Source organism: Shimia sp. (genome assembly GCF_022448905.1).
Lineage (GTDB): Bacteria > Pseudomonadota > Alphaproteobacteria > Rhodobacterales > Rhodobacteraceae > Shimia.
The window spans coordinates 1-21,568 of the sequence record NZ_JAKVCW010000008.1 but is presented as its reverse complement, the minus strand read 5'-3'; the positions used below and the strand labels follow the sequence as shown (position 1 = coordinate 21,568).

At 61.5% G+C, this 21,568-nt stretch carries 17 protein-coding genes and 1 tRNA gene; 11 read left to right on the top strand and 7 right to left on the bottom strand.

From position 1 onward, the window contains the following. Position 1 precedes the first annotated feature (1 nt). Complete coding sequence (locus tag MK208_RS11005) at positions 2-580, bottom strand: TetR/AcrR family transcriptional regulator (RefSeq protein WP_294116567.1); 579 nt, start codon at positions 578-580, stop codon at positions 2-4. Between the two features lie 103 nt (positions 581-683). Between MK208_RS11005 and MK208_RS11000 the strand changes: the two genes are divergently transcribed. Beyond that, positions 684-1,277: an NAD(P)H-dependent oxidoreductase gene (locus MK208_RS11000; protein WP_294116566.1), complete on the top strand. Its 594-nt coding sequence runs from the start codon at positions 684-686 to the stop codon at positions 1,275-1,277. A gap of 6 nt (positions 1,278-1,283) precedes the next feature. On the opposite strand, the gene MK208_RS10995 is transcribed toward MK208_RS11000, so the two are convergent. The 3 genes from MK208_RS10995 to MK208_RS10985 all read right to left on the bottom strand — a co-directional run bounded on the left by MK208_RS10995 (position 1,284) and on the right by MK208_RS10985 (position 4,237). Next, positions 1,284-1,907 (bottom strand): LysE family translocator, encoded by a 624-nt coding sequence (locus tag MK208_RS10995; protein ID WP_294116564.1) that lies wholly within the window; start codon positions 1,905-1,907, stop codon positions 1,284-1,286. Positions 1,908-2,025: 118 nt separating this feature from the next. Beyond that, positions 2,026-3,168 carry a saccharopine dehydrogenase family protein gene (locus MK208_RS10990; RefSeq protein WP_294116563.1) on the bottom strand — a complete coding sequence of 381 codons (1,143 nt, stop codon included), beginning with the start codon at positions 3,166-3,168 and terminating at the stop codon, positions 2,026-2,028. A gap of 13 nt (positions 3,169-3,181) precedes the next feature. Continuing rightward, positions 3,182-4,237: a saccharopine dehydrogenase gene (locus tag MK208_RS10985; protein WP_294116561.1), complete on the bottom strand. Its 1,056-nt coding sequence runs from the start codon at positions 4,235-4,237 to the stop codon at positions 3,182-3,184. 249 nt (positions 4,238-4,486) lie between these two features. Between MK208_RS10985 and polA the strand changes: the two genes are divergently transcribed. Next, positions 4,487-7,297 (top strand): DNA polymerase I, encoded by a 2,811-nt coding sequence (gene polA, locus MK208_RS10980; RefSeq protein WP_294116560.1) that lies wholly within the window; start codon positions 4,487-4,489, stop codon positions 7,295-7,297. 90 nt (positions 7,298-7,387) lie between these two features. Here polA and MK208_RS10975 read toward each other — a convergent pair whose 3' ends face one another. Both MK208_RS10975 and MK208_RS10970 read right to left on the bottom strand, forming a co-directional pair. Then, positions 7,388-8,140 carry a TIM barrel protein gene (locus tag MK208_RS10975; RefSeq protein WP_294116559.1) on the bottom strand — a complete coding sequence of 251 codons (753 nt, stop codon included), beginning with the start codon at positions 8,138-8,140 and terminating at the stop codon, positions 7,388-7,390. 92 nt (positions 8,141-8,232) lie between these two features. After that, positions 8,233-8,823: a DUF1285 domain-containing protein gene (locus MK208_RS10970; protein ID WP_294116558.1), complete on the bottom strand. Its 591-nt coding sequence runs from the start codon at positions 8,821-8,823 to the stop codon at positions 8,233-8,235. 67 nt (positions 8,824-8,890) lie between these two features. On the opposite strand from MK208_RS10970, the gene MK208_RS10965 reads away from it, so the two are divergent. From MK208_RS10965 to MK208_RS10925, 9 genes are all read left to right on the top strand, one after another. Beyond that, on the top strand, positions 8,891-9,898 hold the full coding sequence (locus MK208_RS10965; RefSeq protein ID WP_294116557.1) for a MoxR family ATPase: 1,008 nt from the start codon (positions 8,891-8,893) through the stop codon (positions 9,896-9,898). After that, the gene (locus MK208_RS10960) at positions 9,895-10,779 is read left to right on the top strand and encodes a DUF58 domain-containing protein (RefSeq protein ID WP_294116556.1); all 885 of its coding nucleotides are present in this window, start codon (positions 9,895-9,897) and stop codon (positions 10,777-10,779) included. Before MK208_RS10965 ends, MK208_RS10960 begins: the two co-directional genes overlap by 4 nt. Further along, positions 10,776-13,526, top strand: coding sequence for a DUF4159 domain-containing protein (locus MK208_RS10955; RefSeq protein WP_294116555.1), 2,751 nt, complete (start codon positions 10,776-10,778; stop codon positions 13,524-13,526). The genes MK208_RS10960 and MK208_RS10955 overlap by 4 nt, the downstream gene beginning before the upstream one ends. Beyond that, complete coding sequence (locus tag MK208_RS10950) at positions 13,523-15,562, top strand: hypothetical protein (RefSeq protein ID WP_294116554.1); 2,040 nt, start codon at positions 13,523-13,525, stop codon at positions 15,560-15,562. The genes MK208_RS10955 and MK208_RS10950 overlap by 4 nt, the downstream gene beginning before the upstream one ends. Positions 15,563-15,748: 186 nt before the next feature. Next, positions 15,749-17,269: a 2,3-bisphosphoglycerate-independent phosphoglycerate mutase gene (gene gpmI, locus MK208_RS10945; protein ID WP_294116751.1), complete on the top strand. Its 1,521-nt coding sequence runs from the start codon at positions 15,749-15,751 to the stop codon at positions 17,267-17,269. 41 nt (positions 17,270-17,310) lie between these two features. Further along, the gene (locus MK208_RS10940) at positions 17,311-18,411 is read left to right on the top strand and encodes a peptidoglycan DD-metalloendopeptidase family protein (protein WP_294116553.1); all 1,101 of its coding nucleotides are present in this window, start codon (positions 17,311-17,313) and stop codon (positions 18,409-18,411) included. A 3-nt stretch (positions 18,412-18,414) separates the two neighbouring features. Continuing rightward, positions 18,415-19,752 (top strand): S41 family peptidase, encoded by a 1,338-nt coding sequence (locus MK208_RS10935; protein ID WP_294116552.1) that lies wholly within the window; start codon positions 18,415-18,417, stop codon positions 19,750-19,752. A 183-nt stretch (positions 19,753-19,935) separates the two neighbouring features. Next, the gene (locus MK208_RS10930) at positions 19,936-20,418 is read left to right on the top strand and encodes an RNA pyrophosphohydrolase (RefSeq protein ID WP_294116551.1); all 483 of its coding nucleotides are present in this window, start codon (positions 19,936-19,938) and stop codon (positions 20,416-20,418) included. Between the two features lie 64 nt (positions 20,419-20,482). Continuing rightward, positions 20,483-20,559, top strand: a tRNA-Arg gene (locus MK208_RS10925). 17 nt (positions 20,560-20,576) lie between these two features. On the opposite strand, the gene MK208_RS10920 is transcribed toward MK208_RS10925, so the two are convergent. Beyond that, positions 20,577-21,527, bottom strand: a complete 951-nt coding sequence (locus MK208_RS10920) for a site-specific integrase (protein ID WP_294116550.1) — start codon at positions 21,525-21,527, stop codon at positions 20,577-20,579. Positions 21,528-21,568 lie beyond the last annotated feature (41 nt).

Genomic DNA, 21,568 nt, shown 5'->3' with positions numbered 1-21,568 from the left:
CTCAGGCCGATGGCATCAGCCAGGCGGCGAGGTAGGTTTCCAGCCGTTCGCGCGGGGCGACGGAGTTGTGCAGGCTGCAAAACATCAGCGATATCGCTTGTACCATAAAGGCTTGCACGCCTTCGGCCTGAAGTTCGGCGGAGATGTCTTTGCGGAAGGGGCGGTCCCAGAGCCATTTGGTCACCACCTCGGCGTGGCGGCCAAAGGTCATGGCAATGGGGCCAATGTCTGCGTTGGCCGCCGCGCCGGAGTGGCGCAGAATCACGTCAAAGACATAGCGCTCGCAGGTCATGAAGGTGATCAGAGGCATCATGGCGTCGGCCATCTCTGCAATGGACGTCGGCGCGTCCAGCGCGTCTATGCCATCCAGATGACGGTCGATTTCCGCGCCGATCAGTTGGTCCATCAGCGCGTCTTTGTCTTTGAAATGAGAGAAAAACGTGCCTTTGGCGACGCCTGCGCGCAAGACCACTTCCTCCACCCGCATGGCTTCATACCCGCTTTCTGAAACCACCGCTTGGGCGGCGTCTAAAAGCTTGGCGCGGGTTTTTAGGGTGCGTTGTTGAACTGCTTTGGCCATGGCCTGTTTTGACATGAATTTTGACCGTGGTCAAATTTGTAATTGACCGCGGTCATTTTTGTGTGCGATGAAATTGACCGTGGTCAATATTTGGAGATTCGCAATGACACAGAAACGGATTTTTATCTTGAACGGACACCCGGCGGCGGAGTCGCTGACAGGGAGTTTGGCTGACAGCTATGCCAATGCGGCGCGCAAGGCCGGGCATCAGGTGCGCATGACAAATCTGCATGATCTGCAGTTTGATCCGGATTATGGCTTTGGCGGCTATGTGAACCAAAAACCGCTGGAGCCGGAGTTGGAGCAGGTGTTGCAGGATCTGGAATGGGCCGAGCATGTGGTGGTCGCGACCCCAATGTGGTGGGGCGGATTGCCGGCAAAGCTGAAAGGTTTGTTTGACCGTGCTCTGTTGCCTGGCCGTGCCTTTGACACGCGCAATACCACCAAGCTGGGCCTGCCGGCGCCTTTGCTGACCGACAAGACTGGGCATGTTCTGGTTCTGTCAGACACGCCGGGTTTCCTGTTCCGCCTGTTCTATCGCAACGCGCTGATCGTGCAGATTCAGAAGCAAATTCTGGAGTTTGTCGGCATCAAACCGGTGAAGGTGACGCAGTTCAACGGCACCAGCCATCCCAAGGCGGGCGCGGTTGAGAAATGGCTGGCCAAAGCGGCCCGGATTGGCGCGCAGGCGGTGTGAGCGATGTCAGCTGTGGCGTGAGACTCGTGTGGTCAACACGCCCGCCGCCATCAGGCAGCCGCCGCCCGCACGATTGAGGCTGCGCATGGCGCGCGGGTGTTGAAACAGCCCGCGTAGCCCATCTGCGCAGAGCAGCCAGAACACGGTGTTGAGCGTGGCGACACCCACAAAGGTGGCGATCAGGATCGCGAATTGCGGCAGCACCGGCTGCGACAGGGTCACAAACTGTGGCACAAAGGCGATGTAAAACGCCGGGCCTTTGGGGTTGAGCGCGCTGATCAGGAAAGACTGCCAGAACAAGGGCCTGAGCGGTTTTTGATCTACTTCGTTTGAGCCAATGCTCTCGGCGGGTGCGCGCCAGAGGCTGATGCCGAGCCAGACCAGATACACCGCGCCAATGAGCTTCATCAGCGTAAAAAGCGTGGTGGAGGCCGAAAGCACCGCGCCTGCGCCCATAAGGGACACAGACATGCCGACAAAGGCCCCTGCAGAAATGCCGGGAATGGTGGCGAGGCCTGAGCGTTTGCCAGAGCGCACCGCGTGATTGATTGTCAGAACAATGTTGGGTCCAGGGATCAGCACAACCAGCGCGCTGGCCAATACAAAGGCAATCCAGGTTTCCAATGACATGTCGCGCTCCTCACCTTCGGGTTGTGGCGCAGACTTTCGCAGTCAGATGGGAATGGCAAGGGGATTTGAGAGAGGGGCGCAGCCCAAGAAGTACGGGCTGCGCCGGAGTGTTAAAAGATCAAGCGGTGTGATCGACGATCTGCATGTGTTGCGCCAGTGTGCCAATGTGGTCGAGCCACTCGGAGAACAGCGCTTCTTCAGACGGCGCCGCGTGCACGCCGGGGGCAATCTTGCCGTCCAGCACGGCCTCAATGGCGAGGGACACAGGGATCGACACGAGACGCGCCATGGCGGTGCCGCGTGCGTCACCCCAGGCGTCCATGGCGTAGGTTTTGTGGTAGACCTCGGCGCCGTCTTTTTCGGCTTTGAGGCCGACACAGAGGATCACGCGGTCCGGCTCGCCTTCGTCATAGGAGTTTTCGTCCCAGAACTGGTCGGACATTTCTTTGAGACGCGCGTCGCCTTCGGGGCCGGAAAGCGTTTCGATTTCGTGGAAAACGTCGGACCACGCCTCGGCCCAGCCGTTCAGGCGCAAAGTGCCGCGTACAAAGGTGTCAACCTTCCAGGCTGGGTCAAATTTGTAGTCTTCCATGAAGGGAATGCTGTCGCGGTTCGGGTAGACCTCGAAGGTTTCTGCCTCCGCCAGCGGCGCCTCATAACTGCTGATCGCGTCCCAAGGACGGTTCACGTCCAGAGGTTTGCCGTCGCGGATCGAGCGGGAGGGCGAGCGCAGGGCTTTGAGCACGCCAAGCGGGGACCAGCTGAATTTGTAGCGGAACGGGTTGGCATGTTTGGGCACGCCGCCGCAGTAGCTGATGAAGCTGAGGGTGTTGTCTGTGTCATAGGCGGCGGAGGCGCGGTAGTCGGCCACCAGAGCATGCGCCATCAGGTGGTCGATGCCCGGGTCCAGGCCCACTTCGTTCACGCAGGCGATGCCGGCCTCTTTGGCCTTGGCATCGAGTGCCTTCATTTCTGGCGCGATGTAGGAGGAGCTGACAAAGTTCGCACCTTTCTCGATGCACAATTCGGCCAGCGGCACGTGCCAGTCGCCCGGCAGCATGGAGACAACAACGTCGCCAGACTCAAGCACAGCTCCTAGCGCTGCGATGTCGAAGGCGCGGATGTCTTTGGTCAGATCGCCGACGGCCTCTTGTGCTTTTTCAACGGTTCGGTTCCAGACGGTGACCGCGCGGCCGCCTTCGATCAGGCGGCGTAGGCCGGGAATGGCCGAGAGGCCGGTGCCACACCAGTGGATTGTCATGTCTCTTCTCCCCTCAGAGATTTTTGGAATGGGTGATGAAGTCGGCCTCGGCGCGGGTCCAGACACCGTCGCTGAGGTCATCGAGTTTCATCAAAGTGTCGAGCAGCTGCGCGGCGTAGTCTTCCGAGCTTTCCACCGGCAGCATGGATGGCAGGTTGTCGATCGCCATGACGTCCAGCACTGGGGCCTCGGCCACGCGCAGGGCGGGGGCCTCCCATGTGGTGGCGCGGTCATAAACCGGCACCGGGTTGTAGTCGCTGTCGGGATCGCAAGCCACGTCGCCAATGGCGGTCAGTTTGCGGTCGGCCGTAAGGGCCTCTTTTGGCACAAATACGGGCGTGCCGGGGCGGGCAAAGATGCAGTTCAGGAACAGGTCATGGTGCAAGATTTCCGGGAACGGGCCGCCAGAGGCGGTTTCCGCCATGTCCCATTTGGTGACGGTGCAGCCCATGGCTTCGAGCAGGTCGGCAGCGCCGGTGCCAACGCGCCCCAGCGCGCCAATCACGATGGCAGAGGGGCGGTCTTTGGACAGCGCGTCGAGTTCTGCGCCAAGGTCTGCCAGCAGGGCGTCTTTGCCTGCGTAGACGCCCACCGGAGCGCAGAGCTCCCCGCGTTGTTGGGCAGCCCAGGATTTTAGGGTCACGGCAGACCCGGCATAGCCCGCCCAATAGCCAAAGGCGGCAACGCGGCGGCCGGTGTCGTCCACCAGATATTCGAGATCATACAGCGTGCCGCCACCTTCTTTGAAGCGCTTGAGCAGGGCCACGCCAGAATGCTGGCCTTTGAAGGCGTGGCCAAACATGATGTGGCGGTGTGGCAGAGGCGTGCCGTCTTCGGGCAGTTCTTTGAGGCCAAAGATGATGGCGTCGCGGGGCGCGTCCGGCCAGCTGTTTTCCGCGGCGATGTCACACCCTGCGGCTTTGTAGCCGTCAATCGGAATGGCCCGCACCGAGCTTTCCTCCACGGTGACGCGGATGCCCTTGTCCAGCAGTGCTTTTGCACCTTCGGGTGTTAGCCCCACCCGCTCCTCATTTGGCCGCTGTTCGGCCCGTACCCAAAGATGAGTCATCTTGGCTCCCCTCATATTCGCATTTCCATAGATCAGCCCCTTGCGACGATGGCAAGAGCCGCGCCGCTGCGTCTTTTGCGCGGCAGGTCCCGCCACGCTCTGCCTCCATCTTCTCCTTCTCCAAATATCCCGGGGGAGTCGCCGCATGCGGCGATGGGGGCAGCGCCCCCCTTGCGCAGGTTTTCGACTGGCACCGAGAGGGGCGGCATGGCACAACGGGGCCAAAGCAGAACAAAACGGGAGCGCGCCATGAGTGTTGGAGAGGGTTTTGGCAAAGGATGTCACCTGCATCTGATCGATGGGTCGGCCTTTATCTTTCGGGCCTATCACGCGCTGCCGCCGTTGACGCGGAAGTCAGACGGCTTGCCTGTGGGGGCCGTGGCGGGGTTCTGCAACATGTTGCAGCGTTATGTGGAGGACAATTCCGGGCCAGATGCGCCCACCCATGTGGCAGTGATTTTTGATTACTCCGGCAAGTCGTTTCGCAATGAGATGTATGATCAATACAAGGCGAACCGTCCGCCTGCGCCGGAAGACTTGGTGCCGCAGTTTCCGCTGACGCGGGAGGCCACCAAAGCCTTCAACATTGCCTGCAAAGAGGTCGAAGGCTTTGAGGCAGATGACATCATCGCCACGCTCGCTTGTCAGGCGCGGGACGCCGGTGGGCGCTGTACCATTATCAGTTCAGACAAGGATCTGATGCAGCTGGTCGGCGACGGCGTGGAAATGCTCGATGCGATGAAAAACAAGCGCATTGACCGCGACGGGGTGCATGAAAAATTTGGCGTTGGGCCGGAGCGTGTGGTGGACGTGCAGGCGCTGGCCGGTGACAGCGTGGACAACGTGCCGGGCGCACCGGGCATTGGCATCAAGACTGCGGCCTTGTTGATCAACGAATATGGCGATCTGGAAAGCCTGCTGGACCGGGCGGAAGAAATCAAACAGCCCAAACGTCGCCAGACGCTGATCGAAAAACGCGACCAGATTGAGCTGTCCAAACGATTGGTGCAGCTGGACTGCGAGATGGAGCTGGACTTCACGCTGGACGATCTGGAAGTGCGCGACCCGGAACCGGAAGCGTTGTTGGGTTTCCTGGCGGAGATGGAGTTCCGCACACAGATCAAACGGGCGGCGGACAAGCTGGGCGTGGAAGCGCCGACCATTCCGGAGCCTGTCGCGAGTGCCGCGGATGAGGTGCCTGCGCAGGATGATGTGCCGTTTGACGCGTCCAAATACGAATGGGTGAAAGACCGCGCGGCGCTGGACCGCTGGATCGCCGCCATAATGAAACGTGGCTATGTGGCGGTGGACACGGAAACCAACTCGCTCAATGAGATGGTCGCGGAGCTTGCGGGGATCTGTTTGAGTGTGGAGCCGGGTGAGGCCTGCTACATCCCGGTGGGGCATAAGAAGGGCGCCAGCGACGACCTGTTTGGGGGCGATGAGCTGCAAGAGGGGCAGATGCCGCTCAATGAGGTTTTGGACGCGCTGAAGCCGGTGTTGGAAGATCCGGCTGTGCTGAAGATCTTCCAGAACGCCAAATATGACTGCAAGGTGTTTGCCAATTACAACATCACCGTGGCGCCGATTGATGACACCATGCTGCTGTCTTATGCGCTGCACGCGGGTGAGCACAATCACGGCATGGATGCGCTGTCCGAGCGCTATCTGAGTCACCAACCGGTGCCGATTAAGTCATTGATTGGCAGTGGCAAGAGCATGATCACCTTTGACAAGGTGCCAATTGAGGACGCGCTGCCTTATGCGGCGGAAGATGCCGACATCACGCTGCGCTTGTGGCAGCTGTTCAAGCCAAAGCTGCACCGGCGGCAGGTGACTTCGGTTTATGAAACACTGGAGCGTCCACTGGTGCCGGTGTTGGCGCAGATGGAACGGCATGGCGTCAAAGTGGATCGCGACACGCTCTCGCGGATGTCCAATGCCTTTGCGCAGAAAATGGCCGCGCTTGAGGCGGAGATTCACGAACTGGCAGGGGGCACGTTTAACGTGGGGTCCCCCAAGCAGCTGGGTGAAATCCTGTTTGATAAGCTGGAGCTGCCGGGCGGCAAGAAGGGTAAGACCGGGGCCTATGCCACGGGTGTGGACGTGCTGGAGGATCTGGCCACTGAACACGCTCTGCCGGGGCTGGTGCTGGATTGGCGGCAGTTGAGCAAGCTGAAGTCGACCTATACCGACGCGTTGCAGACGCACATCAACGCGGACACAGGGCGGGTGCACACGTCTTATGTGCAGACCGGGGCCAACACCGGGCGTTTGGCCTCCACCGATCCAAACCTGCAGAACATTCCGGTGCGCTCCGAGGAAGGGCGGCGCATTCGCGAGGCCTTTGTGGCGGAGGAAGGCAAGACGCTGATTTCGCTCGACTACTCGCAAGTGGAATTACGCATTCTCGCGCATATTGCCGAGATTGATGCCCTCAAAGCGGCGTTCCGCGATGGGCACGACATCCACGCCATGACCGCGTCCGAGGTGTTTGATGTGCCGATGGAAGAGATGACCAGCGAGGTGCGCAGCCGTGCCAAGGCGATCAACTTTGGTGTGATCTATGGCATTTCCGGCTTTGGTCTGGCGCGCAATCTGCGCATTCCGCGCGGCGAGGCGCAGGACTTCATCAACCGCTATTTTGAGCGCTTCCCGGGCATTCGGACCTATATGGATCAGACCAAGGCGTTTGCCAAAGAGCACGGCTATGTGCAGACGCTGTTTGGCCGTAAAATCCACACGCCGGAGATCAACGCCAAGGGGCCACGCGCCAGCTTTGCCTATCGCGCGGCGATCAATGCGCCGATCCAAGGCACGGCGGCGGACATCATCCGGCGCGCAATGATCCGTATGCCGGAGGCGATCAAGGAGCTGCCTGCGAAAATGCTTCTGCAGGTGCATGACGAATTGATCTTTGAAGTCGAGGATGCGGCGGTTGACGAAACCATCGAGGTCGCCCGCGACGTGATGCAGCGGGCCACGGAGCCTGCCATCAAGCTGGACGTGCCATTGACAGTGGATGCGGGGCGTGGGGCCAATTGGGCCGAGGCGCATTAAGGTGGTTAGTTCGGGCTGCAAGCCCGGACCGCGCCCGACCCTCCCCACGGGAGGGCGCTTTCAGCCCCCACCCAGGCTCGGGCGCGATCCTTATGAAAGCCAGCCCAAGCCTTGTTCGGTGCGTTTGGCTGGATTGTATTCGGCGCTGACGGCACCGGTGTAGCCGGTTTCATCCAGCATCTCGAAGAACGCCGGATAGTCGAAGTGTTTTGACTTCACCGGCTCTTTGCGGTCTGGCAACCCGCCGATCTGAATGTGGCGCACGCGGTCCTTATGTTTGTCCCAGCAGCCCAGCACGTCGCCGTGGATTTTATGGGCGTGATAGGTATCAAACTGCAGCGCCAGATTGGGGGCGTTGACCTCGTCCAAAATCTCCGCCGCCAGATCGAAGTTGTTCAGAAAGTACCCCGGCATATCGACATCGTTGATCGGCTCGATGGTGAGCTGCTGTTTGGGGGCGAAGGCGCAGGCCCATTTCAGGTTTTCGACAAAAGTGGCGCGGGCGTCATCACCTGACGCAACGCCCGCCATGATGTGCACGATGCGGGCGCGCAGCATGTCGGCGTAGCGCAGAGTGCGCCGGAAATCGCGTTGAAAACGGTCCTCTAAACCGGGCACAGCGGCAAAGCCACGGTCGCCGCCGGTGTAGTTGGGCGGCGGGCAGTTTATCAGCTCCAGCGAGAGGCCGTTGCGCAGTAAAGCCCGCTGGGTTTCCGGCGCGGGAGTCTCATAGGGGAAGAGGATTTCCACCGCCTCAAAGCCTGCCTCGGCGGCGGCCTCGTAACGGTCCAACTCCGGAAATTCGGCAAACAACATGGTCAGGTTGGCGGCAAATCTGGGCATCGGTGTCTCCTCTGGCGAGGGTTATTCCAGCTTTGCCGCGCGCGGAACAGTCTGAATTTCCGCAAGTTTGAACGGTTTGGCGGAAGTTTGCCTTAGTCCAGCGCCTCTGATGGCAGGAAGGGGAAAAACACGCCGGAAGACATCACGCCAAACATGCTTTGGCCGTTGACGTCCTGATGCGTGCCCAGCTCCACAAGGCGATAAAACGCCTTGCGGGTGATGCGGGCTTCGAGGTTGGCGCGGACAGTGACGTAGGGGGCAGGTTGGTCCGTTTCCGGGTCGATGTCGACGCGGATTGGATTGTCCGGCCCCGCTGTGGCAAGGTCGCCGACGTGGGTCTCGAAGGTCAGAACTTGGGTGTCATCCTCGCCCATCACCTCGAAATCTTCGGTCACAAAGGGCGCGTCTTCGACCGTGATGCCGACCTTTTCGACGGGCGTGACGAGCACGTATTTGTCGCCATCCTTACGCAGGATGTTGGAGAACATTTTCACCATGGCGGGGCGATTGATTGGGCTGCCTTCGTAAAACCAAGTGCCATCGCGGGCGATGCGCATGTCCAGATCGCCGCAAAAAGGCGGGTTCCACAGGTGCACAGGTGCCGGGCCGCGCGCTTTCACGGCGGCGGTGGCGGAGGCGGCGATGGTGTCTGCGTTCACTTTCACAGGAAATTGTTCCCTCATTGCTTTTGCCATTTCATCTGAGCGCGTTACTGTCAACGTAAGCAGGTAGAGTTACGGGAGACACAGTATGGCGGATGTGGACAACCTTGTCGCAGAGATTGAAGAGCTGGGCGGCAAATTGGCGGAGGCCAAGGCGGCGATCACCAAGCGCTTTATCGGACAAGAACAGGTTGTTGATCTGACGCTTTCGGCCTTGCTCTGTGGGGGGCATGCGCTGCTGATCGGCCTGCCGGGCCTGGGCAAAACTCGCCTTGTGGACACGCTGTCGACTGTGATGGGGCTTAATGGCAACCGGGTGCAGTTCACCCCGGATTTGATGCCCGCCGATATTCTCGGTTCTGAGGTTTTGGAGAAAGGCAAAGGCGGCACGCGGGAGTTCCGATTCGTGCCGGGGCCGATTTTTTGTCAGCTGTTGATGGCGGATGAAATCAACCGCGCCAGCCCGCGGACGCAATCCGCGCTGTTGCAGGCGATGCAGGAGAAACAGGTGACGGTGGCCGGGGCGGATCGCCCGCTGGATGCGCCGTTCCATGTGCTCGCAACGCAAAACCCGATTGAACAGGAAGGCACCTATCCGTTGCCGGAGGCGCAATTGGACCGGTTCTTGGTGCAGATTGATGTGCCATATCCGGATCGTGACACGGAGCGCGATATTCTTTTGGCCACCACCGGTGTGGAAGAGGAAGAGGCCCATGCGGTGTTTACCGCAGAGGAGTTGATCGCGGCGCAAACGCTGCTGCGGCGTATGCCGGTTGGCGAAAGCGTGATGGAGCTGATCCTGGATCTGGTGCGGGCGTGCCGTCCGGATGACGAGACGGCGACCGAGGCGGTGCGTGAAAATGTGGCCTGGGGGCCGGGACCCCGCGCGGCGCAGGCCTTGATGATGACGGTGCGGGCGCAGGCGTTGTTGCAAGGGCGGCTCGCGCCCAATGCGCAGGACGTGATTGACATGGCCGGTCCGGTGTTGAGCCACCGGATGGCGCTGACCTTTGCGGCACGGGCGCGGGGCGAGAACCTTGCGGGGCTGATTGCCGAAACGGTGTCGCGATTTGACAATGTTGGAGCCGCCGCGTGAGTGCAGCGCCCTATCTGCGCAGTCAGGCTGAGGCGGAGGCCGCCAGCCTACCGCCCCTGTTGGCACATGCGGAGCATTTGGCGGGCACGGTGTTGCTCGGCGAGCATGGGCGGCGGCGCGCAGGCATGGGCGATGATTTCTGGCAGTACCGGCCGGTGCAGCCTGGCGACAGCCTGCGCATGATTGACTGGCGGCGGTCGGCCAAATCGGATGCGCAGTTTGTGCGGCAGCGCGAATGGCAGGTGGCCCAGTCGGTGATGATGTGGGTCGATACGGCCCCGTCGATGTTGTTTGCCAGCGATAAGGAAACACCGCAGAAGGCGGATCGGGCGCGGCTTTTGGCCTTGGCCTTGGCGATCCTGCTCATTCGCAGCGGCGAACGGGTCGGGTTGACCGGCACGGATTTGCCGCCCCGTCGGGGAGAGGCGCAGATTTTGCGGCTGGCGGAGATGTTTTTGCGCGACGATGTCGGTGGCGAGACGCCGGACTATGGCACGCCAGAGTCGCGGGCCATGCTGCCACATGCGCGGGCGGTGTTTGTCTCTGACTTCATGGGGGATTTTGACGCGGTGCAAGCGGCGCTGACCAAAGCGGCGGATCGTGGGGTCATGGGGGCGTGTTTGCAGGTGCTGGACCCGGCAGAAGAGGATTTTCCCTATAAGGGCCGGGCGATTTTTGAGAGCATGGGCGGCAGTCTGAGCCACGATACCAAGAAAGCGGATGATCTGCGGCCGCGGTATCTGGAGCGGTTGGCAGAACGGCAGGCGGCTTTGAAAGACCTATGTCGTGCTACCGGCTGGCTCTATGGCCATCACAGCACGGGGCAACCCGCGCAGGCGGCGTTGTTGTGGTTGCATCGGGCATTGGAGCGGCGCGGATGATCTTTGGCTTGCCCATAGGATTTACCGCCCCTTGGGTGCTGGTGGCACTGATCGCGCTGCCGGTGCTGTGGTTGATTTTGCGGGCGATTCCGCCGGCGCCAATCCGGCGGCGGTTTCCCGGCGTGGTGCTGCTGCTTGGGCTGAGCGACGAGGACACGGTCACGGATCGCACGCCGTGGTGGTTGTTGTTGCTGCGGATGCTGGCGGTAGCGGCGGTGATTGTCGGGCTGGCGGGGCCGGTGCTGAACCCACAAACTCGCGAGGCTGGTAGCGGGCCGCTGTTGATTTTGATGGACGGCAGTTGGGCCTCGGCACCGGATTGGGACGCGCGGCGGGATATGGTCACAGCGCTGCTGGATGAAGCGGCGCGGGATGGGCGCGTGGCAGCGGTGCAGCGGTTGAGCGCGCCGGAGCCGCTGTTGTTCCTGCAGGCGGATGCGTGGAAGTCGCGCATGGCGGGCGTGGTGCCGATGGCCTGGGCGGCGGATGAAGCGGCGATGGCCGCGTTTGCCGAGACGTTTGCGGCTGCGGATGGGTTTGACACGGTGTGGCTGTCAGACGGTGTGGCCCGCGAAGGTCGCGATGATTTGCTGGCGGCGTTGCAGGACAAGGGCGCGGTGCGGGTGGTGCAGACCGGGCGCGGGGCCATGGCGTTGATGCCGCCCAGTTATGAAGACGGCAAACTGGTGATGACCGCGCAGCGCAGCGAGGTGGCGATTGCGCAGGAGGTCACGGCACTGGCGATCGGCACCGATCCCGGTGGCACGGAACAGGTTTTGGCAAGCTTGCCGCTGGTGTTTGAAGAAGGCGCGCAGTCGAGCGAGAACGCGCTTGTCTTGCCAAGCGAGCTGCGCGCGCGGTTGACGCGGTTTGAGATTGCGGGGGTGCGTTCGGCGGGGGCAGTTGCGCTCAGTGATGACAGCCTGCGGCGGCGCGAGGTGGCGCTCATTGCCGGGCGGGAAGACCGCGAGGGGCTGCAGCTGTTGTCGCCGTTGCACTATCTGCGACAGGCCTTGGTGCCGACGGCGGATGTGATCGAAGGCGCGTTGAGTGACATTCTGCCCGCCAATCCTGACGTGATTGTTTTGGCCGATGTGGCGGTGTTGTCTGAGGGCGAGACCGCGGCGATGATTGAGTGGCTCGAAAACGGCGGGCTGCTGTTGCGCTTTGCCGGGCCGCGTTTGGCGGCGAGTGAGATCAGCCGCACCGAGGAAGACCCGTTGTTGCCAGTGCGCCTGCGTGCGGGTGGCAGAAGTGTCGGCGGCGCGATGAGTTGGGGCGAGCCTAAGTCGCTGGCGCCGTTTGATGTGGAGAGCCCGTTTTATGGCTTGCCGGTACCCGATGAGGTGACCGTGACGGCGCAGGTGATGGCGCAACCGGACCCAACTTTGGCGGAGCGGGTGATTGCCAGCCTGAGTGATGGCACGCCGCTGGTGACGCGTAAGGCTGTGGGGCAGGGGCAGGTGGTGCTGGTGCATGTGACCGCCAATGCGGAGTGGTCCGGGTTGCCTTTGTCGGGTCTGTTTGTGCAGATGCTGGACCGTTTAGCGGTGCTGAGTGCGGTGGGGGACGAGGCCGAGGCGCGCTTGGCGGGCACCACTTGGCAGCCGCTGAAAGTGCTGGATGGATTTGGACGCTTGGAAGATGCACAGACCCTGCCCGGCGTGGCGGGCGAGACCTTGGCAGAGGGGCGCGTGGGGCCAGACTTGCAGCCCGGGTTGTACCGGGATGGGGAGAAGGTGTTGGCGCTGCATGTGATGGCGCGTGACACAGAGCTGGCGCCTGCAACTTGGCCAGTAACCGTGCCGGTAGAAGGGCTGCGCGGGGCGGTGACGACGGATCTGTCGGGCTATTTCCTTGCGGCGGCTTTGGTGATTTTGGCGCTGGATGTGCTGGCGTCTTTGTTTGTGTCCGGGCGGCTTTGGGGCGCGCGGTTGGCGGCTGTGGCCTTGGCGCTGATGTTGCCAGCAGCAGACGGCTTTGCGCAGGAAGTGTCCGCCACGGCCAGCCATGCGCAGGAGGTGGTGTTGGGCCATGTGCGTACCGGCAATCGTGAGGTCGATGACATCGCGCTGGCGGGGCTGCGGGGGTTGAGCAATGTGCTTTACTTCCGCACGTCGGTGGAGCCTGCGGACCCGGTGACAGTGGATCTGGAGACCGATGAGCTGGCGTTTTATCCGTTTCTCTACTGGCCGATCACGCCGGATCAGCCCACCCCGTCGCAAGAGGCCTATGGCAAGCTCAACGCCTATCTGCGCAGTGGCGGTATGATCCTGTTTGACACGCGCGACAGCGATGTGGCGCGGTTTGGCGCGAGCAGCCCAACGGGGCGGAAGTTGCAGAGGCTTGCGGCTGGTTTGGACATTCCGCCGCTTGACCCGCTGCCGGAGGATCATGTGCTGACGCGGACGTTTTACCTGCTGCAGGATTTTCCGGGGCGCTACATGAGCCGTGATGTCTGGGTTGAGGCGGCGCCTGCGGATGCGGAAAAGATTGAAGGCATGCCGTTTCGCAATCTGAATGACGGGGTTACACCGGTGGTGATTGGCGGCAATGATTGGGGTGCGGCCTGGGCGGTGGACACACGTGGCAACACGTTGTTCCCGGTGGGCCGCGGTCGAGCGGGTGAGCGGCAGCGGGAGCTGGCCTATCGCTTTGGAGTGAACCTGATCATGCATGTGCTGACCGGGAACTATAAGAGCGATCAGGTGCATGTGCCTGCGTTGCTGGATCGGTTGGGCCAATGACGGGCGTGGTGTTTGATCCGATTGTGCCGCTGTGGCTTTTGGCGGTTTTGGCGGTGCTGAGCACGGTGGCTATTTCGGTGGCGCTGTGGCGCGGCTTGGCCGGATGGGCTTGGCGTGGGGCGGCGGGTCTGGTGATTTTGGCAGCTTTGGCGGGGCCGGTGTTGCAGACCGAAAACCGCGCGGCGCTGAGTGATATTGTTCTGATGCTGGTGGATGGCTCTGCCAGCCAGCGGTTGAGTGATCGCGAGGCGCAGACCGAAGACGCGGCGGCGGCTTTGGAGGCACGCCTGGCGGCGCGGGACAACACCGAAGTGCGCCGGATTGATGTGGGCGATGCGGATGGTGACGGCGGCACGGAGTTGATGGCGGCGCTGTCTGAGGCTTTGGCGCAGGAGCCGCGTGGGCGGATTGCCGGTATTGTGGCCTTGAGTGACGGGCAGGTGCATGACATGGATCGCGCACCCGACCTGCCGGCGCCGTTTCATTTGCTACAATCCGGGCGTGAAGGCGATTGGGATCGGCGGTTGAGCATCAAAAACGCCCCCGCCTTTGCCATTCTGGGTGAGCCGGTGACGCTGACCCTGCGGATTGAGGACACTGGCGCAGCACCCACCGATACCGACCGTGTGGAGGTGGATATTTCCATTGATGGCGACGATCCGCAGCGGTTCTCTGTGCCGTTGGATCGTGACATTGATCTGCCGGTGACGTTGTCCCATGGTGGCCGCAATGTGATCCAGTTTTCGGTGCCGATGGCTGACGGAGAGCTGACCGATCGCAACAACGCCGCGCTGGTGCAGATCAACGGCGTGCGGGATCGGTTGCGCGTATTGTTGGTGTCCGGTGAGCCACATCCAGGCGGGCGGACTTGGCGCAACCTGCTGAAGTCGGACGCCAGTGTGGATCTGGTGCATTTCACCATTTTGCGTCCCCCGGAGAAGCAAGACGGCGTGCCGGTGAGCGAGTTGTCGTTGATTGCCTTCCCAACGCGGGAGTTGTTTTTGGAGAAGGTTGAGGATTTCGACCTGATCATCTTTGACCGCTATCAACGGCGCGGGATTTTGCCGTCTCTGTATCTGGAAAACGTGGCGGATTACGTGCGTAAAGGTGGGGCGGTGCTTGTCGCGGCGGGGCCGGATTATGCCTCGGCTGATAGTATTTTTCGCTCGCCATTGGCCGAAGTGCTGCCCGCCAGCCCAACGGCGCGGGTTGTGGATGAGGCCTACGCGCCAACCGTGTCAGAGCTTGGGGCGCGCCATCCGGTGACGGCGGGCTTGCCGGAGCAAGAGACCTGGGGGCGCTGGCTGCGGCAGATTGAGGTGACGCCGGATGCGGGCGATGTGTTGATGACCGGTAGTGAGGATCGGCCGCTATTGGTGCTCAATCGGGTGGAAGAGGGGCGCGTGGCGCTTTTGGCTTCCGATCACGCCTGGCTTTGGGCGCGAGGCTATGAAGGTGGCGGCCCGCAGTTGGAGCTGTTGCGGCGGTTGGCGCATTGGATGATGGGCGAGCCGGAGCTGGAAGAAGAGGCGCTTTGGGCCGAGCCCACGGGGCAGACGCTGCGGATTGTGCGTCGCAGTCTGGAAGAGGCCGTGGGACCGCTGACCATTACCACGCCAAGCGGCGAGACGGTCACGCTGGAGATGCGCGAGGGCGCGCCGGGGCAGTTTGAAACTACCTTTGAAGGGCTGGAGATGGGGCTTTATCGCCTTGCTCAGGATGACATGGAAACCGTTGTGGGGCTTGGTCCTGCGGCACCGCGGGAGTTTGAGACCACCATCGCAAGCGCGGAAGCGTTGACGCCGCTACTGGAGGCAACGCGAGGTGGGGTGTTGAGGCTGGAAGACGGCGTGCCGGGCGTGCGCAATGTGCGCGAAGGCCGCCCTGCGGCGGGGCGCAATTGGATTGGCCTGACACCAAGGGAGGCATTTGAGACGCTGGACGTGGCGCGGGCGCCGCTGTTGCCGGGCTGGTTGGTGCTGCTTTTGGCGTCCGGGTTTATCCTGATGGGGTGGCTGCGCGAAGGTCGGCGGTAGGGTTCCCCTGCTTCTTCTTGCCCCAAATATCCCGGGGGAGTCGCCCGTCAGGGCGGCGGGGGTTGGCCCCCATTTCTCCACCGGCGGGCGCTTTCCACCCCAGCTACCCCAAAAACCGGTTCCTTCGCGGCAGCCTGCGCGGTAGAACGCCTGTAATTGAGGCCGACCTTCCTATTGGAGCAAGTGATCATGGCGCCAAAGCCCGTTGTATTGTGCATTCTGGATGGCTGGGGGCTGTCCGATCAAACCGAGGCAAACGCGCCCTCTCTGGCGAAAACTCCAAACTTTGATGCGATGATGGCCGACGGGCCACATGCGACGTTGATCACCCATGGGCCGGATGTCGGTCTGCCAAGCGGGCAGATGGGCAACTCCGAGGTGGGCCATACCAACATCGGGGCGGGCCGAGTGGTGGCGATGGATCTCGGGCAGATTGATCTGGCCATTGAAGACGGATCGTTTTTTGAGAATGCGGCCCTGCAGGCGTTTATTGCCAAGCTGAAAGACACCGGCGGGACAGCGCATTTGATGGGTGTGGTTTCTGACGGCGGGGTGCATGGACATATCACCCATGTGCTGGCGGCAATGAAAGCGATTGCGGACGCGGGCGTGCCTGTGGTGCTGCATGCGGTCACGGATGGGCGTGATGTGGCGCCGAAGTCGGCGCTGGAATACTTTGCAGCCCTGCAAGCGCAGATGCCGGAAGGCGCCAAAGTTGGCACCGTGACCGGGCGCTACTATGCAATGGATCGCGACAATCGGTGGGAGCGAGTGTCTCAGGCGTTTGGCGCTTGGGTGACAGGTGACGCAGAGCACAAAGCGGCAGACGGTGTTGCGGCGGTGGAAGCGGCCTATGCGCGCGATGAAAGCGATGAGTTTATCGTGGCGACTACCATTGGCGATTATGCGGGCGCAAAAGACGGCGACGGGTTCTTCTGTTTGAACTTCCGCGCCGACCGGGCGCGGGAGATTTTGGCGGCGCTGGCGCAGCCGGATTTTGACGCCTTTGATGCCTCCGCGCGTCCTGACTGGGCTGCGGTGCTGGGCATGGTGGACTATTCCGAACAGCACAATGGCTACATGACCACCGCCTATCCCAAGCAAGAAATCAAAAACACGCTTGGCGAATGGGTGGCCAAGAAAGGCAAGACGCAGTTCCGTTTGGCGGAGACCGAGAAGTACCCGCATGTGACCTTCTTCCTGAACGGCGGGGAAGAGACGCCTTCTGAAGGCGAGGATCGGTTTATGCCGCTGTCGCCAAAAGTGGCGACCTATGATTTGCAGCCGGAAATGAGTGCCGATGAGGTCACCGAGAAGTTTGTTGCCGCGATTGAGCATGGCTATGACCTGATCGTGACCAACTACGCCAACCCGGACATGGTCGGCCACACCGGCAGCCTTGAGGCGGCGATGGCGGCCTGTGAGGCAGTCGATCGCGGGCTGGGCAAGGTGCGCGCAGCGCTGGAAAAGGTTGGCGGGGCGATGATTGTCACCGCGGATCACGGCAACTGCGAAGTGATGGTTGATCCCGAGACCGGCGGGCCGCACACGGCGCATACCACCAATCTGGTGCCTGTGGTGCTGGTGAATGGGCCAGAAGGCGCTGGCTTGCGGGCCGGGCGCTTGGCCGATCTGGCGCCCAGCCTGTTGCAGTTGATGGGACTGGCGCAGCCGGAAGAGATGACCGGAGAGAGCCTGATCGTTTGAGGGCTCTGCGCGGATATATCCTTGCGGCGTCTTTGGCGTTGATGGCCGTCCCCGCGTGGGGCGAGCCAGATCCGGCGACGGCGGCGCGGGAGGCTGTGGATCAGCTGGAGGCGGCCTCGGTGGCCTTGGCACAGGCCAAAGGCGGGCGCGATCGGGTAAAGTCGCTGACCGGTGTGGTGCAGGCCTATGAGACCGGGTTGACGGCCCTGCGGTCAGGACTGCGGCGTGCGGCCATTCGTGAGGCGCAGTTGTCCAAGCAGCTCAAGGCGCAAGAGGCGGAGATTGCCAGTTTGCTGGGCGTGTTGCAAAGCATGGGAAAAGGCCCGCCGGAGGTGATCATGGTGCACCCTGGTGGGCCGATGGGCACGGCACGGTCCGGCATGATCCTTGCGGATGTGACTCCTGCGTTGGAGAAGAGCGCAGCAGAGTTGCGGCGGGATTTGGAAGAAGTGACTATCTTGCGCAGCCTGCAGGAAGGCGCTGCGGATACGTTGCAGGACGGGCTGGAAGGCGCGCAGGACGCGCGGACCGAATTGTCCAAAGCCATTGCCGATCGCACCGATTTGCCCAAGCGCTTCACGGAAGACCCGGTGCAAACCGCGCTGCTGATTGCCTCCACCGAAACGCTGGAAGGCTTTGCCAGTGCGCTGGTGGATTTGCAGGTGGAGGGCATGGCAGAGATCGTCCTGCCGGATGTGATGGACCGCAAAGGCAGCCTGCGTTTGCCGGTGGAAGCCAGCGTGCTGCGCCGCGCAGGAGAGGCGGACGCGGCGGGCATTCGACGCCCCGGTCTGGTGCTGGCGACGCGACCTAGCGCTTTGGTGGTCTCCCCCACAGCGGCGACAATCCGCTATCGCGGGCCATTGTTGGACTACGGCAATGTGATGATCCTTGAGCCGCAACCTGGCGTACTCTTTGTGTTAGGAGGTTTGGCGCAGGTTTACGGGGACGCGGGCGAAGTGATTCCTGAGGGCGCGCCAATTGGCCTAATGGGAGGAAATGGGCTGGAAAGTGGCGCAATTCTCTCACAGTCTGGTGAAGCCTCTGGCAATGCGCGCTCAGAAACGCTCTATATAGAGGTCAGAGAAGGCAAAGCGCCTGTGGACCCGGAAATGTGGTTCCAAACGAATGAGGATGGATAACCTATGAAGAAATTCGTCGCCGCAGCAGCGGGAGGCATTGTGGCCGGTCTGTTGGTCACCACACAGGTGGCCGGGCCGCTGTTGGCAGAGGAAAGCGCGCGCAAGTCCAATGTCTATGAACAGCTGGACCTGTTTGGCGACATTTTTGAACGCATCCGCATTCAATATGTGGAAGAGGTGGATGACGCCGATCTGATCGAAGCGGCGATCAACGGTATGCTGACCTCTCTGGACCCGCATTCCAGCTATCTGAGCCCGGATGATGCCGATGACATGCGGGTGCAGACCCGTGGCGAGTTTGGCGGCCTGGGCATCGAGGTGACGCAGGAAGAAGGCTTTGTGAAAGTTGTCTCGCCAATTGATGAAACCCCGGCGGATGCGGCGGGCATCGAAGCGGGCGACTTTATCACCCATGTGGATGGCGAAAGTGTGCTGGGTCTGACCCTGGACGAAGCGGTTGAAAAGATGCGCGGCCCAGTGGGCAGCGAGATCGTGATCACCGTGGTGCGCGAAGGCGAACCGGAGCCGTTTGACGTGACGATTGTGCGCGACACCATCAAGCTGACCGCTGTGCGCAGCCGCAATGTCGGCGAGAGCGTGGTGCTGCGGGTGACCACTTTTAACGATCAGACCACGCCAAACCTGGTGGAAGGCTTCAATAAGCAGGTTGAAGAGCTGGGTGGCATGGAGAACGTGAACGGGATTGTGCTGGACTTGCGCAACAACCCCGGTGGTTTGCTGACGCAGGCAATCAAGGTCTCCGACAATTTCCTTGAAAAGGGCGAGATTGTCTCTACCCGCGGCCGCAACCCAGAAGATGGTGAGCGCTACAACGCGACGCCAGGGGATCTGGCCGAAGGCAAGCCGATTGTGGTGCTGATCAACGGTGGGTCTGCCTCGGCGTCTGAGATTGTGGCCGGTGCGCTGCAGGACCACCGTCGTGCGATTGTTGTGGGCACAAAGAGCTTTGGTAAAGGTTCTGTCCAGACGGTGATGCCACTGCGCGGCGATGGCGCGATGCGCTTGACCACGGCGCGCTATTACACGCCGTCGGGCCGCTCCATTCAGGCGCTCGGCGTGAGCCCGGACATTGTGGTGGAACAGCCGCGCCGGGCTGCAGAGACGCCGGAGGAGGAAGAGGACACCAACCGCCGCACCCGCTCTGAGGCGGACCTGCGCGGCAGCCTCAACAACGACAGCCTGTCCGAGGATGAGGTGCGTCAGATCGAGGAAGATCGTGCCAAGGCGGAAGAAGCCGCCAAGCTGCGCGAAGAGGATTATCAACTGGCCTATGCGCTGGACATCCTGACCGGTCTGTCGGCGTTGGGTCCAAAAGAGTAAGCTGCGCAGTGCGTGAGATTTGCGGGCGTCCCGGTGGGGGCGCCCGTTTTGGTTTGAGGGGCGCTGCCCCGTCACAGCAGGCTGTGACTCCCCGGGATATTTAGGGAAGGAGAAGCCCAGGCGCATTGCGTCCGGGGAGGCGCTTCGCTAGGACGGGGAGAGATCTGTGTTTGGAGTGCGCAAATGACCCCTGAAGAGCTGGAAAAGCTGCCGTATCGCAAGAATGTGGGCGTGATGCTGGTGAACGCCGAGGGTGGCGTGTTTGTGGGCCAGCGCATCGACAGCAAGGAGCCGGCCTGGCAGATGCCCCAGGGCGGGATCGACAAGGGTGAAGCGCCGCGCGACGCCGCGCTGCGCGAGCTTGAGGAAGAGACCGGTGTGTCGGCGTCTTTGGTGACCATTGAAGCCGAAACCGAGGGCTGGATTGCCTATGATCTGCCGCTGGAGATTGCTTCGCGCATCTGGAAAGGCAAGTACCGGGGCCAGAAGCAGAAGTGGTATCTGATGCGGTTTCAGGGCCGTGATGAGCAGGTCAATATCGCGCTGGACCATCAGGAGTTTTCCGAGTGGCGCTGGCTGCCAGCGGACCAGTTGGTGGCCAATATCGTGCCGTTCAAGCGTGAGGTGTATGAGCAGGTTGTGGCCGCTTTTGAAACGCATCTCTGAACCTTGTTTTCTAGAAATTCGCAGGATGACAAACACACAAGCCGGGGTTAGAAGGCCCCTGCGTGGCCCCGTGGCTCAACTGGATAGAGCAGCCCCCTCCTAAGGGGCAGGTTGCAGGTTCGAATCCTGCCGGGGTCGCCAATAAAATAAGGGCCTTTTCAGTCTTTTAGGGTTTTCCCTCTGGTTCGTTGAACCAAACGGGGGCCATTCAATTCAAGTGAACCTGCAGCGTGGCGCAGATAATCGGGCGAGAATTGACTGTATGTCGCGCGGGTGATGTTCGGGTTCGTATGACCGAGATACTGCGCGATCTCCTCAATCGGCACTCCAGATTCCGCCATAAAGCGCCCAGCGGTGCGGCGCAGATCGTGCGGGGTGCAGTGATCAATCTCAGCGCGTTTGACTGCGGCGTTAAAGCCGGTCTTGATCGATTTCACGCGTCTACCTCCCCACTCGACAACATAACGACTGAGTGCGGCCTCACGCGCCTCTTGCAGCGCAGCCATTAGGGTATCGTTTATTGGCACAGTCGCGCGGCCCTTGCGGGGGCCAATATCATTGGTGGAGAGCTTGATGATCCGGCGGTCTAAATCGACGCGATCCCAAGTCAGTTCAAGGATGGCGCCAGACCGGCCAGCCGTGGTCAGCATTAACAGCATGGCGAGACGGATATGCGGATCAATCGCAGATGCCAGCAAAGCGCTTACTTCGGTTCTCGTCAGATAGCGGTCGCGTGGCGGGGGCGCAGAAGGCATCTCTATCGTCGGGGCGCGGTGGATCAGCTCGGCGCTATGCGCCCACAGAATCGCAGACCGAAGGCATCCAAGCTCGGTGCGAATGGTGGAGTCTTTGCGCCCTTGGCTGCGGCGGTGCTCGACGTAGGACCGGCAATCGTCCTTCGTGACCTGCGCAGCGGAAAGATGCCCCAATTCGGGCAGTATATTCTTTCCTACCTGCGCGAGCTTTGCCGCTTGTCTGCGCTCTCCCATCTCGACTTGATAGGCATCCCATATCTGCGCCACGGTCATTCCGGCCTCTGGCGCCGATATTTTCAGGATCAGGTCGCGGGCTTCGCGTTCAGCTTCTTTTGGCGTGTGATCCTCCCCCACTGAAGTGGTCCGCCGCTATGTTTAGAAAACGGAGGATTCAC

What these genes read in the sequence shown, in the direction of transcription:
- MK208_RS11005 (WP_294116567.1), bottom strand. Translation starts at nt 580, where the DNA reads ATGGCCAAAGCAGTTCAACAACGCACCCTAAAAACCCGCGCCAAGCTT.
- MK208_RS11000 (WP_294116566.1), top strand. Translation starts at nt 684, where the DNA reads ATGACACAGAAACGGATTTTTATCTTGAACGGACACCCGGCGGCGGAG.
- MK208_RS10995 (WP_294116564.1), bottom strand. Translation starts at nt 1,907, where the DNA reads ATGTCATTGGAAACCTGGATTGCCTTTGTATTGGCCAGCGCGCTGGTT.
- MK208_RS10990 (WP_294116563.1), bottom strand. Translation starts at nt 3,168, where the DNA reads ATGACAATCCACTGGTGTGGCACCGGCCTCTCGGCCATTCCCGGCCTA.
- MK208_RS10985 (WP_294116561.1), bottom strand. Translation starts at nt 4,237, where the DNA reads ATGACTCATCTTTGGGTACGGGCCGAACAGCGGCCAAATGAGGAGCGG.
- polA (WP_294116560.1), top strand. Translation starts at nt 4,487, where the DNA reads ATGAGTGTTGGAGAGGGTTTTGGCAAAGGATGTCACCTGCATCTGATC.
- MK208_RS10975 (WP_294116559.1), bottom strand. Translation starts at nt 8,140, where the DNA reads ATGCCCAGATTTGCCGCCAACCTGACCATGTTGTTTGCCGAATTTCCG.
- MK208_RS10970 (WP_294116558.1), bottom strand. Translation starts at nt 8,823, where the DNA reads ATGAGGGAACAATTTCCTGTGAAAGTGAACGCAGACACCATCGCCGCC.
- MK208_RS10965 (WP_294116557.1), top strand. Translation starts at nt 8,891, where the DNA reads ATGGCGGATGTGGACAACCTTGTCGCAGAGATTGAAGAGCTGGGCGGC.
- MK208_RS10955 (WP_294116555.1), top strand. Translation starts at nt 10,776, where the DNA reads ATGATCTTTGGCTTGCCCATAGGATTTACCGCCCCTTGGGTGCTGGTG.
- MK208_RS10950 (WP_294116554.1), top strand. Translation starts at nt 13,523, where the DNA reads ATGACGGGCGTGGTGTTTGATCCGATTGTGCCGCTGTGGCTTTTGGCG.
- MK208_RS10940 (WP_294116553.1), top strand. Translation starts at nt 17,311, where the DNA reads ATGGCCGTCCCCGCGTGGGGCGAGCCAGATCCGGCGACGGCGGCGCGG.
- MK208_RS10935 (WP_294116552.1), top strand. Translation starts at nt 18,415, where the DNA reads ATGAAGAAATTCGTCGCCGCAGCAGCGGGAGGCATTGTGGCCGGTCTG.
- MK208_RS10930 (WP_294116551.1), top strand. Translation starts at nt 19,936, where the DNA reads ATGACCCCTGAAGAGCTGGAAAAGCTGCCGTATCGCAAGAATGTGGGC.